Origin of the sequence: Plantactinospora solaniradicis (genome assembly GCF_042658085.1) — a bacterium.
In the GTDB taxonomy this organism is placed as follows: domain Bacteria; phylum Actinomycetota; class Actinomycetes; order Mycobacteriales; family Micromonosporaceae; genus Plantactinospora; species Plantactinospora solaniradicis.
Genome location: NZ_JBHSPR010000020.1, coordinates 177382 through 192849 on the forward strand (window position 1 = coordinate 177382; position 15468 = coordinate 192849).

Here is a 15468-nt window from a genome sequence, read left to right on the forward strand (position 1 = left end):
GATCCCGCTCGCCCGGGCCCACGCCGTGGCACGCTCGACCGATCCCGAGAGGGACCGCCAGGCGGCCGTTGATGTCGCAGCCTTCTACTCCTCGATCTGATCCCAGCAGTTCCACAATGCGGTCGGCCCGGTCCGGCCGCGCCACCGCCCTCAGTCAATACGTGGTGAAGCTGGTCAGCCGCTGCGACCTCGCCTGCGACCACTGCTACGTCTACGAGCACCCCGACCAGAGCTGGCGGCGCCAGCCGTTCGTCATGACGCCGGCCACGGTGACGATGACGGCGAAGCGGATCGCGGAACACGCGACCGCACACGAACTCGAATCGGTCCGGGTCGTCCTGCACGGCGGCGAGCCGTTGCTCGCCGGTGCCGCGGGACTGCGCCGTACCGCCGCCGAACTGCGGCGGTGGCTCGACCCGGTGACCCGGCTCGACCTGCGGATGCAGTCCAACGGCGTACTGCTCACCCCGGAGATCTGCGACGTGCTCACCGAGTACGACGTCCGGATCGGCATCTCGCTCGACGGCGACCTCGCCGCCAACGACCGGCACCGCCGGTACGCCAACGGCGCGAGCAGTCACGCCCGGGTGCGGTCGGCCCTCGCGCTGCTGCGCCGTCCCGCCTACCGCCCGCAATACGCCGGTCTACTGTGCACGATCGATCTCGCCAACGACCCGATCCGGGTGTACGAGGCCCTGCTGGCCGAGGAGCCGCCGCAGGTCGACTTCCTACTACCGCACGCCAACTGGGACCGTCCACCGGCCCGTCCCGAGGGTGAGCCGACCCCGTACGCCGCCTGGTTGCTGGCGATCCACCGCCGCTGGTCGGCGGACGACCGACCGATGCCGATCCGGTTGCTGGAGTCCCTGATCGCCGTCGCGGCCGGCGGCGGCAGCCGGACCGAGGCCGTCGGGCTGACCCCGGCCGACCTGGCCGTCATCGAGACCGACGGCACGTTCGAGCAGGTCGACTCCCTGAAGTCCGCCTTCGACGGCGCACCGGCGACCGGACTGGACGTCTTCGCCCACCGGGTGGACGACGTGGCGTCGCACCCGATGATCGCCGTCCGACAGGCCGGCGTGGCCGGGCTCTCCGCGACCTGCCGGGCGTGCGCGCTGGTCCGGCAGTGCGGTGGCGGGCTCTTCGCCCACCGGTACCGGTCCGGCAGCGGTTTCGACAACCCATCGGTCTACTGTGCCGACCTGAAGGAACTGATCCGGTCGATGTCCACCACCGCGTACCCGTCACCGAACGTCCCGGACCGGCCACACCGTTCCGAGGAGCTGAGCCAGCCGGTGCTCGACGACCTCGGCTCGGGGCGCGGGACCGACGATTCGGTCCGGCAGCTCGCCGACATCCATCTCGGGATGACCCGCGCGCTACTGGTCACGCTCGGCGCGCGGGTGGCCGGGGTGCCGGTCGCGGAGGACGGCTGGGACCTGCTGGTCCGGCTCGACGTCGAGGCGCCGGCCGCCGTGCGGGCCGTCCTGACCCATCCGTTCGTGCGGAGCTGGGCACAGACCTGTCTGGACCCCTCGTCCCGGTCCACCGCCGCCGAGCTGCCGTATCTGGCGTGCGTCGCGGCGGCCGCCGCGGTGCACGCCGGACACGGGACCGAGCTGGTCGTGCCGGTCCGGAACGGGATGTTGACCCTACCCACGGTCGGTGCGCTGGCCGTGGGCCCGGGCACCGACACGGCGCTGTTCACCGCCTCCCCGGGGCAGTTCCGGGTACGCGCCGACGGTGACGTCGACACCGTGCGGCCGGGCGGTGCCGGCAACGGGCCGGGCTGGCAACCGGTGCGCCACGTACCGGCCGGCGGCCGACCGCTGCTGCTGGAGGACACCGACCCGCACCGGGACTGCTACCGCCCGTACCCGGTCGCCGGCCGGCTGTCCGACAGCGCGGCGGCACGCTGGGCCGGGCAGCTGGACCGGGCGGTCCGGTGGATCGATGCCGAGGCCCCCGGGTACGCCGCGAGCGTCCAGACGCTGCTGCACGCCGTCGTACCGCTCCGGCCGGACGACGCCGGCTGGCAGCGCAGTGCCTCGGCCTCGGCGGCGTTCGGCGCGGTCGCCGTCGCGCCGGCGCCCGATGACCTGGCCCTGGCGATCCTGCTGGTCCACGAGGTGCAACACCTGAAGTTGAACGCCGTGCTGGACGTCTGCGAGTTGTACGACCCGGGCGAGACCCGGAGGATCGTCGTGCCCTGGCGGGAAGATCCCCGCCCGGTCGGTGGCGTGCTGCACGGCATCTACGCACACCTCGCGGTGGCGGACCTCTGGCGTGACCGGTCCCGCGCCGGGAAGTGGTCGGGTTCCGCCGTCGAGCAGTTCCGGCAATACCGGGACTGGACGGCGACCGCGATGGACGACCTGCTCGACCTCGGCGCCCTGACCGCGTCCGGTGAGCGCTTCGTGGGGCGGATGCGCGAGACATTGGACGCCTGGGAGTGACCGTCGAGGTGATCGGGCGTGCCGGGCTGGCCGCCGGGCTGCGGGCGCTGGGCATACCGGGCGGTGCGACCGTCCTGGTGAACTGTGCCATGTCACGGATCGAACCGGTGCCCGGTGGTCCGGCCACGCTGCTGGCGGCGTTGCTGGACGTGCTGGGCGAGGCCGGGACCGTGGTGATGCCGACACAGACTCCGGGAAACTCCATCACGTCCCGGGCGTTCCTGGCGGCGACGGCGGGGCTGAGCGCCGAGCAGGTTGCGGCGGCGGAGGCCCGGATCCCGCCATTCGACCCGGCCAACAGTCCGTCGCAGGGCATGGGTGCACTGGCGGAGCACCTGCGACAGCGCGACGACGCGGTACGCAGCCACCACCCGCAGGTGTCGTTCGCCGCGCTCGGCGCCGACGCGGCGGCGGTGACCGCCGTACACGACCTGGAGTGTCATCTCGGGGAGCGGTCACCGCTCGGCGCGCTCTACGCGGCCGACGCCCTGGTCCTGCTGCTCGGCGTCGACTACTCCGCCTGCACCGCCCTGCACCTCGCCGAATACCGGCGCCGTCGACCGGCGCCCCATCGGGCGTACCGTGCCTACCTGCTCGACCACCAGGGCAGGCGGGTCCGGCGCGACTTCCGCGCGCTGGACCTGGACGACGGGGACTTCCCACTGATCGGCCGAGCACTCGACGACATGTCGTTCGTCCGGATCGGCCGAGTGGGCGGCGCACTCTGCCGGCTGATCCGGATGCGACCCGCCGTCGACTACGCCGGCCGATGGATGGATGAACATCGCAAACCGTAGCTGTGATAGTTCGAAAGGGTTGCCGATGTCGATACTGTTGGCAGCAACGGGACTGTTGGCCGTCGAAATGCGTCTCCACCCACTGGGAGCGGTCGGTGACCGAGGACGAATTCCGAGCGCACCCAAGGGCGCCCGCCTTCTTCCTCAGCTATGCCCGGGCGACGCACCCTACGGCGGCACCACAACGTGACACGAACCAGAAGGCCTTCCAACTCTTCGTCGACCTCTCCGACCACGTGGTCCAGTTGCTCGGTCTGCCGGCCGGCGGTACGGCCGGCTTCATGGACCAGGCCGTCCTCGACGGGGGGCAGATGTGGACCGAGGATCTGGCATTCGCGGCGGGGCACTCTCAGGTCTTCGTCGCGCTCATCTCCGCCAAGTACATGAACAGCAGGTGGTGCGCCCGCGAATGGGACGCGTTCGCCCGACGCCCGTACAAGCTGCGTCCCGGCGCCGAGGCGACACCGGGGGAGGCCCCGATCATCCCGGTCAACTGGTCGGCAGTGGGCGGCAGGCAGGTCCCGTGGGCCATTTCGCAGCGGCAGATGTTTCAACCGACCCGGCTACCGCCGCACATCGCCCCGCAGTACCGGGACGAGGGCATCTACGGCCTGCTGAGCCTCGGTGCGAACGGCAAGGAGGCGTACGACGCGGTGGTCTGGCGACTGGCCCAGAGGGTCGCCCGGGCGTTCCACACGCACTGGGTCGAGCCGCGCGTCCCGGAGAGACTGACGGAACTCCGTGACACGTTCGAGGAGGACGCGCATGAGCTGGGCTGACCGCGTCCCGGGTAGCGCCGGTGCCCGCCCCGACACCTACTTCTTCCTGAGCTACGCGCACTCCGTCCCGCTCTCCGCGGCGGCCAAACCGGACACCGACTACTGGGTCACCAAGTTCTTCAACGACCTGCGCGACGCGGTGCGCGCCGGCGTCACCCGGACCGGAGAGACCGACATCGGGTTCTTCGACGGCCTGGTCACCCCGGGCGCCGACCTCAAGCAGGTACTCACCGAGGCGCTCAGCGTCGCGCACGTCTTCGTGCCGCTCTACTCGCCGAACTACTTCAGCAACACCTGGGCCCTCGGTGAGCGCGCCTCGTTCTGGTCCCGGCTGGCGAAGCTCCGCAGGAGCGAGGCCGACCGGCACGTTCTGCCGGTGCTGTGGATTCCGCTGCCGCCCTGGGACGACCGCCCCGAGACGACCGAGGCGCTGGAGTTGGTCGGCGACGACACCGAGTACGCCGAGAACGGCCTGCGGGCGTTCTGCATGCTCCGCTTCTACCAGCGCCAGTACGCCAGGATCGTGGAGACGCTGGCCAAGCGGATCATCGCGGTGACGGAGGGGGAGCCGCTCCCCCGGTCAGCGGCGACAGCGGTGAGCGACAGTCCGACGACCGACGGGGACGACACCGCGCTGCTGGTCACCGTGCTGGCGCCGGATGGCAGGGCGAACTGGCGGCCGTACCCGGTGCACGAGTTGGCGGTGGCCGACCACGTCGCGGCCACGGCCGCGCGGCTGGGCCTGCCGACCCGGGTGGTCGAGTTCGGGCTGGCCCGGGACCAGGCGCCGGACAGCCCGGCCATCGTGCTGATCAACAGCGATCTGGGCGAGGCCGCGGTCCGAGCCGCGATCGACGGGCTGCCACGCTGGGTGGTGCCGCTGGTCATCGCCGCCGATCCCGGCGCGACCGCCGAGGTGATCGCCGACACCCTGCGGAACGCCGGATTCCCTCCGGTGCGGCCGGTACGCGAGGCGGACGAGTTCGAGCGGACCGCACCGCAGCTGGTGATCGAGGCACGCCGACAGTTCCTGCGGCACGGTCCGGTGAATCCGCCGGCCGGGCCGGCACGATCGCGACCGAGCCTTCGGCCGGGCGAGACCTTCAACGTACGGCAACCGCAGGAGGAGGACCTATGACCCCGGAGCGTGACGGCCAGGTCATCACCTTCTATTCGTACAAGGGTGGCACCGGCCGCACGATGGCGCTGGCCAACACCGCGTGGATCCTGGCCGCGAACGGCCAGCGGGTGCTGGTCGCCGACTGGGACCTGGAGTCACCGGGCCTGCACCGGTTCTTCGCCCCGTTCCTGGAGCCGGATCAGGTGGCCACCACCGGCGGCGTGATGGACCTGATCCTCGAGTACGAGTGGGAGAACACCCGCCGGCACAAGGAGGCGAGCGCGGCGGGGCAGCCCTCGGCCGGCACGCCCCCGCCCGACTGGCACCGCCGGTACGCCAAGGTCCACAAGTACGCCTTCACCATCGGCTGGGACTTCCCGGGCGGTGGCAGCCTCGACCTGCTGCTCGCAGGCAAGCACACCCCGGACTATCCCGGCAACGTCACCGGCCTCAACTGGGACAACTTCTACAACCGGCTCGGCGGCGCGCTGTTCTTCGACGCGTTGCGCGAGGACATGAAGCGGCATTACGACTACACGCTGATCGACAGCCGGACCGGGATCAGCGACGTCGCCGAGATCTGCACCATCCACCTGCCCGACGTGCTGGTCGACTGCTTCACCCTGAGCGAACAGGGCATCGACGGCGCCGCGTCCGTCGCTGCCCGGGTCCAGGACTACGTGGGCGCGCGGGCACGACGGGTGCTGCCCGTGCCGATGCGCGTCGACGAGGGCGAGAAGGCAAAGGCCGATGCCGGCCTGGCGGTGGCGATGCAACGCTTCGCCGGGCTGCCGGCCGGGATGACGGACAACGAACGGCAGGTCTACTGGCTCACCCTCGCGGTGCCCTACCGGGTCTACTACGCCTACGAGGAGACCCTCGCCACCTTCGGCGACGTGCCGGGCAGCCAGACCACGCTGCTGTCGGCGTACGAGCGGCTGACCGCGCACATCACCGGCAATCGGATCACCTCGCTGCCGCCGATGGACGAGGCGCTGCGCCGGCGGACGGTCAGCCGGTTCGAGCGCAAGCCGGCGATCGTCGACGAGCTGATCGTCCTCCGGTACGTTCCGGCGGACCAGGCCTGGGCGGAGTGGGTGCACGCCGTACTCAGCGCGGCGGGTCTGCGGGTGCTGACCGCACCGGTGACCCAGCCGGTGACCGCACCGGCAGCGGTGGCGACCGGGACCGCGTTCCGCGATCTGGTGCTGCTCTCCCGGGCCTATCTGGCCGCCCACCACGACCAGTTCCACCCGGGCCTGTCCCGCACCTCCGCGTCCCCGCCACTCGCGGTGTACGTCGACGACTCGACACCCGCCCCCGACGTCCCGGTGGGCAACCGGATCTCCCTGCACGAACTCACCGCCAGCGAGGCGAGCCGGCTGCTGCTCGAACTCGTCGATCGGGTACAGCCGGGCGAGGGCGGGCCGGGCGTGCGCGGCATCCGCTACCCGGGCGTCACGGCGGCGGTGTTCAACCCGCCCGCCCGCAACGCCCGGTTCACCGGCCGCGAGCAACTGCTGTTGAAACTCCGTGAGGAGTTGAAGGCCGGTAGCACCGAGGGGATGCCGGTGGCGCTGCGCGGCGGAGCGGGGATCGGCAAGACCCAGCTCGCGATCGAGTACGCCCACCGGTTCCGTGGCGCGTACGACGTCATCTGGTGGGTCCCGGCGGACCCGCCCCAGTTCGTCGACATCAGGGTCGGCGACCTCGGCCCGGAACTCGGCATCCCCCACCAGCCGACCGTGCCGGAGATGACCCGGGCGGTGCGACAGCAGCTGACCCGGGCCGACCGGCGTCCCGACGGCGGGGCACCGATGCAGTGGCTGCTCATCTTCGACAACGCCGACCAGTACGACCATGTCCGGGACTTCCTCCCGCAGCAGGGCAAGGGCCACATCCTCGTCACGACCAGGAATCCGGAGTGGGGGGACCTGGCCCGGGCGGTCGACGTGGCGGCGTTCGAGCGGGCGGAGAGCGTGGCGTACCTGCGCACCCGGATCGGCGAAGACTCGATCGGCGTCGCCGAGGCGGGGGAGGTCGCCGATGCCGTCGAGAACGTACCGATCTTCGTCGAGATGGCGGGCGCGTGGCTCGCGGACACCGGCACCCCGGTGGTCGACTACCTGGCCGGGCTGGAACGGAGCGGGCCGGCGAGAGATCCGTGGGACCAGTCCCTGGAACGGCTGAAGGAAGGGTCCGCCGGCGCGTACCGGCTGCTCCAGCTCGCCTCCGTGCTGGCACCGGAGATATCACTCGACCTGCTCTACGGCGACCAGGTCGCGAAGGTGATCGCGGCGTACGACCCGATGGTCGCGGCCCGGGTCGCGGACCGGGTCTCCGAGCGGGACATCGCGGCCGCGCTCGTGCAGCGGATCAACCGACTCGCACTGATCAAGGTCGACTTCCAGGCGCAGCAGGTGCAGGTCCACCGGCTCCTCCAGGCCGCCCTTCGCGCCCGGATGTCGACGGATGAGCTGGCCGAGGTGCAGCACGACGTACACCTGGTCCTCGCGGGGTCCCGCCCCTCCGGCGAGGTCGACGACCCGGCGTCGCACCCGGGGTTCCGCATCCTCTGGCCGCACCTCGACGGCTCGGGCGCCGTCTCCTGCCCGGACGAGAACGTCCGGCAGTTGGTCATCGACCGGATCCGGTACATCTATCTGCTGGGCGGCTACGAGCAGGGCCTCGAGTACGCCGAGCAGGCGGAGGCGGCCTGGGCGGAGCTGCTGACCGGGCTGTCCCCGGACAGCCAGCGGCACCGCAAACTGCAGGTCCAGCTGCTACACCTGCAGTTCAACAAGGCGAACCTGATCCGGAGTCTCGGCCGGTTCGCCGAGGCGCACCGGCTCGACGAGGAGATCCTGCGCCAGCAGGAGGAGCTGATCGGCGAGACCCACCCGCACACGCTGATGACGGCCGGCGGCTACGGCGGCGACCTGCGTGCCCTCGGCCGGTACGGCGACGCACTCGACCGCGACCTGAAGACGTACGCGGCCTCGGTCGAGGTGTTCGGCGAGGACAACCGCCGCACGCTCATCGCCGCGAACAACCTCGCCGCGTCCTACCGCCTCATCGGCGACTTCCGGCGCGCCCTGGACGGCGACGGGAGCGCCCACCGCCGGCTGCGGGTGGTGCTCGGCCCCGACAATCCCCGTAGCCTGACAACGGCCAACAACCTGGCGCGGGACCTGCGGGAGGCCGGCGACTACAAGGCATCGGTGACCCTGCTCCAGGGGGTGGTGGAGGGTTACCGCAACCTCTTCGGCGACCAGTCCCGGGACGTCCTCGTCTCGAAGACCAATCTGGCCGCTTCGTTGCGCAGCATGGGAGAGCTCGACAGGGCGGCGGAGCTGCTCGACGAGGCCTGCGAACGACTCCGGGCGAGCCTCGGACCAGCGAATCCGGACACCATGTTCGCCCGGCTCAGCCGAGCCACCACCCTCCAGATGTCGGGCAAGGTCGAACAGGCCCGCCTGGAACTGGTCGAGGTCGAACAGATGTTCGTCAAACTGTTCGGCGCCGAACACCCCTACGTACTGGTGTGCCGGAAGAACCTGGGCGTGACGCTGTGGGACGTCGGCAACCAAACGGCCAGCCTGGCGTTGACGACCGCCACCGCGCGGTCGCTGGCCGACACGCTGGGCGACGCGCACCCGTTCACCATGGCTGCGGCGAACAACCTGGCGGTCTTCACCATCCTCTCCGGGAAACCGGAGCTGGGCCACACCCAGTTGACGGCCATCGTCGACCGCATGGGCGAACTGCTCGGCGAGGACCATCCGGACGCGCTGCGTAGCCAGGGGAACCTGGCCACCGCCGGCCAGGAGCAGTCACCGGCGGCGGCGAGCATCGCGCGGATGCGGATCGCCGACCGGCTCGCGGACCGGGTCGGCCAGCATCACCCGAGCGTCACGGCGTTGCGGGAGGGACGCTATGTGCGCCGGTTGCTCGACCCGCACCCCTACTGACCGGTGGGTGCGCCGATCAGCACGTTCCGGGCCACAGGGGCGGGCGCGGGCGTGGCGAGCGCGGGCGTGGCGAGCCAGTGCAGGATGCGCGGCAGCGCCTCCACGGCGTCGAAGTGCGCCGCGCCGGGCTGGACCTCTATCTCGGCCCCGGGAAGTTGGGCGCCAAGCCACTGCGCGTGGCTGACCGGGGCGAACGTGTCCTCGGCCCCGTGCCACAGCCGGATCTTCGTCGCCCTGGCATCGATGTCCCCCAGGTCGAACTTCCAGCTCCGGCGCAGTGCCAGTACGTCGTCGATCCACCCGTACGGACCGGTCTTCATCGCGATCTCGTAGGTGTCGGCGAGGAGTCGCCGGATCGCCGGGCTGTTCACCACCCGCCGGTCGGCGGCGGGCATCTCCCGCATCAGGTCCTCGAGCAGGAACCTCGGGTCCTCGGCGGCCCGCTCGGCGCGTCGGCGGATCTCCTCCACCATCGACACGGTGTCGGTGGCGCCGGCGCCGAAGCCGCGGACGTTTCCCGCGTTCATGCCGTCGAACCAGTCCAGCTCGGCCGCGTCCGAGGGGGCGGGACTGACCAGGACCGCCACCCGGACGACCCGGCGGCGCAGGTGCTCGTCGGCGGCACAGGCGAGGGCGTGCGGTCCGCCACCCGAACGGCCGGCGATCGAGAATCGCTCCAGTCCCAACGTGTCGGCAATCAACTCGACGTCCCGGGCGGCGTCGGCGACGTGCCGGCCCTCGACGCGGTCCGAGTCGCCGTAGCCGGGGCGGTCGTAGCTGATCAGCTTGACCCCGAGCCGGTGCAGGACGATGCCGCGCGGTGCCGGGCCCGTACGGCTGCCCGGGGTGCCGTGCATCAGGAAGACCGGGAAGCCGTCGGGAGCACCGGAAACCTCGTACGCCACGCGCTTGCTGTCGGCGCGATACGCGAATTCGGATTCTGCCGGCTCCCCTTCTCGGGCCACCCTAGCCGCCTCTCAGTGCTGCCCCACCAACTTCAGTCATCCTCGTCGCGGAGTGAATTCCGCCAGGTCGTACCGAACTCCGCTCAGTCTTCGAGCGTAACCGTCCATCGGTGCACGCCGCTACGGCACGCGCGACACCAAGCCGGATCTGTCGGAAACGACGCTGACCGGCGATCGCCTTCCAGCACATCGGCAGGCACAGCCTGACGTACGCGTCGCGCCACCCGCAACCCCGGTCAATATCGGACGGTGATCCGCTTCGCGGTCGCGTCGACCCGGACCTCGCCGCCGTACGGGACGATCAACTGCGGATCGGTGTGTCCGATCTCCAGGTCGAAGACGAGTACGGCGTCCGGGGCGTACTCGGCGCAGGCCCGGCGTACCGCGTCCCGCTGCGCCCGCGCGTACGCCCGCTTCTGCTCCGGGTCGTTCGGCCGGTCGCGGTCCCACGCCTTCGCCCGGCCGACCAGTACGGCGGGAAAGCCGCCCAGCAGCCCCCGCTCCCCCATGTCCCGCAGAATCCGGTACACCTCGACGTCCGACGGCAGTTCCTCGGACGTCTCGACCAGCAGCACACATCCCGCGTACGCCTCGCTCGGCCCGATCCGGCCGGCCCGGAGCAGCCAGGACAGCACCTCCAGGTTGCCGCCCCAGATCCGCCCCTCGACCAGTCGTCGCGGGCCGTACCAGGTCCAGCCGGAGGCCGGGTACATGGTCGGGGCCCGGTCGAGCCCGGTCGGGTCGCGCCAGTCGCCGGGCTCGTCGGTGTACTCGGTGACCTCCGGCAGTTCGTGCCACCCGGTGTCGAACAGTGCGGTCCGCAGCGAGTCGAGGGTCATCGGGTGCATCGCCCCGCCCCGGCCGAGGTGCACCATGACCGATCCGCCGTGGTAGCCGACGATGCCCAGGTCGAACAGGTGGGCGAGCAGGTTCGTGTTGTCGGAGTAGCCGTAGAACGGCTTCGGGTTGGCCCGCAGCACCGCGTCGTCCAGGTGCGGGATGACCCGGATCTGGTCCTCGCCGCCGATGCTGGCCAGCACCGCCGTCACCGACGGATCCGCGAACGCCGCGGTGAGATCGCGGGCCCGGTCCCGTGGGTCGGCGTCCATCACCCGGGTCGTCGGATACTCCACCGGGACCAGGTCGAGTTCGGTGCGCAGCCGGCGCAGGCCGAGTTCGTACGCCTCGGGAAAGATCGCCGGCAGTCCGGCGGACGGGGAGAGCACCGCGACCCGGTCCCCCGGGCGGGGCTTGGCCGGGTACCTCGGCCTCGGGATGGAGAGATCGGGCATGCCGAGAGGGTAGTGCCGGGCCGGACGGGATCTCCACGGGAAGCCCTGTCGTCGTACCCTGATCGTCCACCCGACGGCCCGAGAGATGCCGGAGTTCTCGTGACCACTCCTCCCCCGCCCGGACCCGGGTGGCAGCCACCCGACTCCGGTCCACCCGCGTCCGGCCCGCCAGCCTCCGGCCCACCCGGGCCTCCGCCGCCGGGCTACGGAGCACCGCCCGGGTACGGCGCCGCCCCCGGCTACGGACCACCCCCCGGCTACGGACCACCGCCCGGGTACGGCCCTCCGCCCGGGTACGGCGCCGCGCCCGGCTACGGTCCGCCGCCCGGGTACGGCCCGGCGCCGGGAGTGCCGGGCGGACAACCGTCGGCGCCTCCGCCGACCACCAAGCGGATCCCCGAGGACCAGCCGTTCGTGGTACGTCCGAACGCGCTCAAGCGGGGCCTGCTGCTCGGCTCGGTCGCCGTGCTGCCGCTCAGCCTGATCATCTGCGTCGTCGGAGTCGGCCTGCTGAACTCGGACACCTCCGGTGCCGGCGGCAGCGGGTCCATCCTCGGTGCGCTCGCCTTCTTCGGCTGCATGCTGGTGCTGATCGCGCTGCCACTCGGCTTCCAACTGTGGCTCATCGCCTCGGGCGGGCCGGTGATGGCGGTCGGCCCGGCCGGAATGTGGATCAAGACCCGTCCCACCCGTGGCCAGGCGATCTGGCTGCCCTGGGAGGGCATCGCGCACATCTCCCGGCGCCGGTGGAGCCTGGAGAAGATGGTGGTGGTCAAGCCCCGCGACCCGCGGGCCGACAGCAACCTGGGCGCCTTCACGGCCGTCGACGCCGGCCTGCTGAAACTCTTCTACGGCTCCGGCTTCACCGCCACGCTGAACTTCGCCGACAAGCCGGAGGCGGAGATCATGGCGGCCGTCACCCACTTCAGCGCCGGACGCTGCCCGATCACCTGGTGATCAACGCCGGTCACCGTCGACCGCTCGGTCGGCGGTGACCGACGCCACCGCCGACCGGGCCGGGCGGCGCCCGGGTGAGCAAGCTAACGATCACCGGCCCACAGTTCGGCCTGCCGCAAACACGATCGGCTGACCTGCGGCTACCCCCGGCCGGATACGCTCGACGGGTGTACGGCGACGATCGGTTCGGCGCGGACCACGTTCGCGTCGGCGACCGGCCGCCGATAACATCCACGGTGTCGGACAGCGCTGTCCTCCGTACTCGATCAAGGAGCGCACGGTGACCGACCAGCATGATCACGACGGCCCGGACGCGGCGCTGCGCGCTGACATCCGCCGGCTCGGCAAGCTCCTCGGTCAGACCCTCGCCCGGCAGGAGGGCCCGCCGCTCCTCGACCTGGTCGAGGAGATCCGCGCCCTGGTCCGGCACGACGCCGAGGCCGCCGCCGGGCGGCTCGGCGCGATGGACGTGACCACCGGCACCAAGCTGGCCCGCGCCTTCTCCACCTACTTCCACCTGGCCAACATCACCGAACAGGTACACCGGTCCCGGGACCTGCGCCGGCAGCGGGCCGCGCACGGCGGCTGGCTGGACCAGGCCGCCCGGCTGATCCGCGAGCGGGGGGTGCCGCCGGAGGAGATCGCCTCGGCCGCGCGCCGGCTCGCCGTCCGTCCGGTCTTCACCGCCCACCCCACCGAGGCGGCCCGCCGGTCGATCCTCTCCAAGCTGCGTGCCGTCGCCGACGAGCTCGACGCCGAGGCGGCGGCCGCCATCCTGTACGGCGCCAGCGACGAGGGCCCGGCCAACCGGCGACTCGCCGAACTCCTCGACCTGCTGTGGCAGACCGACGAGCTGCGGCTCGACCGGCCGGATCCGACCGACGAGGCCCGCAACGCCATCTACTACCTGCGGGACCTGTACGCCGAGGCGGCGCCCCAGGTGCTCGACGATCTCGCCGACACCCTGCGCGGGCTGGGCGTGGAGACCGCGCCGACGGCCCGGCCGCTGACGTTCGGCACCTGGATCGGCGGGGACCGGGACGGCAACCCCTTCGTCACCCCGCAGGTCACCCGGGACGTGCTGTTGATCCAGTACGAGCACGGCATCCAGGCGACCGAGGCGGCGATGGAGTCGCTGATCAACGAGATCTCGGTCTCCCGGCGGCTGCGCGGGGTCTCGCTCGACCTCTCCGCCAGCCTCGCCAAGGACCTGGACGCGCTGCCCGAGGTGGCGGCCCGGTTCCGCCGGGTGAACGCCGAGGAGCCGTACCGGCTCAAGGCGCGGTGCGTCCGGGCGAAGCTGGCCAACACCCGGCGCCGACTGGGCCAGGGCACCCCGCACGTGTCGGGCCGGGACTACCGGGGCTCCGCCGACCTGCTCGCCGACCTGGAACTGATGCGCGCCTCGCTGGCCCGCAACTCCGGCCAGCTCACCGCCGTCGGTCGGCTCGCCTCGGCGATCAGGACGGTCGCGGCGTTCGGCCCGCACCTGGCCACGATGGACATCCGGGAGCACGCCGAGGCGCACCACGCCGTGCTCGGGCAGTTCTACACGGCTGTCGGCGAGGTGCCCGACTACGCGGCGCTGAGCCGGACGGAGCGGACCAAACTCCTCGCCGAAGAGCTGACCGGGCGCCGACCGCTGTCCACCATGGACACCCCGCTGACCGAGGCGGCCCGGAAGACCTTCGACGTCTTCGGCACGATCCGGGAGGTCCAGGAGCGGTTCGGCGTCGAGGTGATCGAGTCGTACATCATCTCGATGACGCTCGGCGTGGACGACGTACTCGCGGCGGTGGTGCTGGCCCGGGAGGCCGGACTGGTCGACGTGCACACCGGCCGGGCCCGGATCGGCTTCGTCCCGCTGCTGGAGACCCCGGCCGAACTCGACGCCGGTGGCGAACTGCTCGACGAACTGCTCTCACTGCCGGCGTACCGGTCGCTGGTGGCGGCCCGGGGCGACGTGCAGGAGGTGATGCTCGGCTACTCCGACTCCAACAAGGAGGCGGGCATCACCACCTCGCAGTGGTCCATCCACCGCGCCCAGCGCGCGCTGCGGGACGTGGCCGCCCGGCACAACGTACGGCTGCGGCTCTTCCACGGCCGGGGCGGTACGGTCGGCCGGGGCGGCGGGCCGACGCACGAGGCGATCCTGGCCCAGCCGTACGGCACGCTGGACGGCGAGATCAAGGTGACCGAGCAGGGTGAGGTCATCTCCGACAAGTACACCCTGCCGTCGCTGGCCCGGGAGAACCTGGAGTTGACCCTGGCCGCCGTGTTGCAGAGCACGCTGCTGCACACCACCCCGCGCCAACCCGCCGAGGCGCTGGACCGGTGGGACTCCACGATGGACGTCGTCTCCGGTGCCGCGTACCGGTCGTACCGGTCGCTGGTCGAGAACCCTGACCTGCCCGCGTACTTCTGGGCCTCCACCCCGACCGAACTGCTCGGCGCGCTCAACATCGGCTCGCGGCCGGCGAAACGCCCCAACACCGGGGCCGGGCTCGGCGGGCTGCGCGCGATCCCGTGGGTCTTCGGCTGGACCCAGACCCGGCAGATCGTCCCCGGCTGGTTCGGCGTCGGCTCCGGGCTGGCCGCCGCCCGCGAGGCCGGAATGTTCGACGTCCTCTGCGAGATGCACCGGGCCTGGCACTTCTTCGGGACGTTCCTGTCGAACGTCGAGATGATGCTGAGCAAGACCGACCTCAACATCGCCCGGCGGTACGTCGAGACCCTGGTGCCGGAGCCGCTGCACCCGATCTTCCACATGATCGAGGCCGAGTACGAGCTGACCAAGCGTGAGGTGCTGGCCATCACCTCCTCACCCGCGCTGCTGGAGAACTCGCCGGTGCTGCAACGTACGCTGGCCGTCCGGGACACCTACCTGGAGCCGCTGCACCACCTCCAGGTGGCCCTGCTGCGGCAGTATCGCGACTCGGGGGCCGCCGGACGGGCCGTGGCCACCGCCCCGGGCGGTCGACGCGCCCCCGGCGACGGTACGGCGTTGGAACGGGCCCTGCTGACCACCGTCAACGGCATCGCCGCCGGCATGCGCAACACCGGCTAGGTGTACTTCCCCCGGGAACGCAGGGGCCAGGGCGACCGGCATTCAGCTCGGCCGCCCCGGCTCG

Annotated in this window: 9 protein-coding genes; 7 read left to right on the forward strand and 2 right to left on the reverse strand. The window is 71.5% G+C overall.

The window, feature by feature from the left end; translation table 11 throughout:
• The first annotated feature begins 116 nt into the window (after window positions 1-116).
• From ACFP2T_RS25175 to fxsT, 5 genes are all read left to right on the forward strand, one after another.
• Window positions 117-2456, forward strand: coding sequence for an FxsB family cyclophane-forming radical SAM/SPASM peptide maturase (locus ACFP2T_RS25175; RefSeq protein ID WP_377425463.1), 2340 nt, complete (start codon window positions 117-119; stop codon window positions 2454-2456).
• Entirely contained in the window at window positions 2453-3253 is an 801-nt protein-coding gene (locus tag ACFP2T_RS25180) for an AAC(3) family N-acetyltransferase (RefSeq protein WP_377425466.1), read from the forward strand. Before ACFP2T_RS25175 ends, ACFP2T_RS25180 begins: the two co-directional genes overlap by 4 nt.
• Before the next feature lie 95 nt (window positions 3254-3348).
• The gene (locus ACFP2T_RS25185; RefSeq protein WP_377425469.1) at window positions 3349-4032 is read left to right on the forward strand and encodes a TIR-like protein FxsC; all 684 of its coding nucleotides are present in this window, start codon (window positions 3349-3351) and stop codon (window positions 4030-4032) included.
• On the forward strand, window positions 4019-5170 hold the full coding sequence (locus tag ACFP2T_RS25190) for a TIR-like protein FxsC (protein WP_377425472.1): 1152 nt from the start codon (window positions 4019-4021) through the stop codon (window positions 5168-5170). The genes ACFP2T_RS25185 and ACFP2T_RS25190 overlap by 14 nt, the downstream gene beginning before the upstream one ends.
• Window positions 5167-9123, forward strand: a complete 3957-nt coding sequence (fxsT, locus tag ACFP2T_RS25195; RefSeq protein ID WP_377425475.1) for an FxSxx-COOH system tetratricopeptide repeat protein — start codon at window positions 5167-5169, stop codon at window positions 9121-9123. The genes ACFP2T_RS25190 and fxsT overlap by 4 nt, the downstream gene beginning before the upstream one ends.
• Here the strand turns inward: fxsT and ACFP2T_RS25200 are convergent.
• Window positions 9117-10088 (reverse strand): alpha/beta fold hydrolase, encoded by a 972-nt coding sequence (locus ACFP2T_RS25200; protein WP_377425476.1) that lies wholly within the window; start codon window positions 10086-10088, stop codon window positions 9117-9119. The two genes, fxsT and ACFP2T_RS25200, sit on opposite strands and share 7 nt — an antisense overlap.
• 236 nt (window positions 10089-10324) lie before the next feature.
• Window positions 10325-11380, reverse strand: coding sequence for a S66 family peptidase (locus ACFP2T_RS25205; protein ID WP_377425478.1), 1056 nt, complete (start codon window positions 11378-11380; stop codon window positions 10325-10327).
• Between the two features lie 99 nt (window positions 11381-11479).
• Between ACFP2T_RS25205 and ACFP2T_RS25210 the strand changes: the two genes are divergently transcribed.
• Both ACFP2T_RS25210 and ppc read left to right on the forward strand, forming a co-directional pair.
• A complete protein-coding gene (locus ACFP2T_RS25210) occupies window positions 11480-12337 on the forward strand; it encodes a hypothetical protein (protein ID WP_377425480.1) in 858 nt (285 codons plus the stop codon).
• Window positions 12338-12617: 280 nt separating this feature from the next.
• Window positions 12618-15404, forward strand: a complete 2787-nt coding sequence (gene ppc / locus ACFP2T_RS25215) for a phosphoenolpyruvate carboxylase (protein WP_377425483.1) — start codon at window positions 12618-12620, stop codon at window positions 15402-15404.
• Window positions 15405-15468 lie beyond the last annotated feature (64 nt).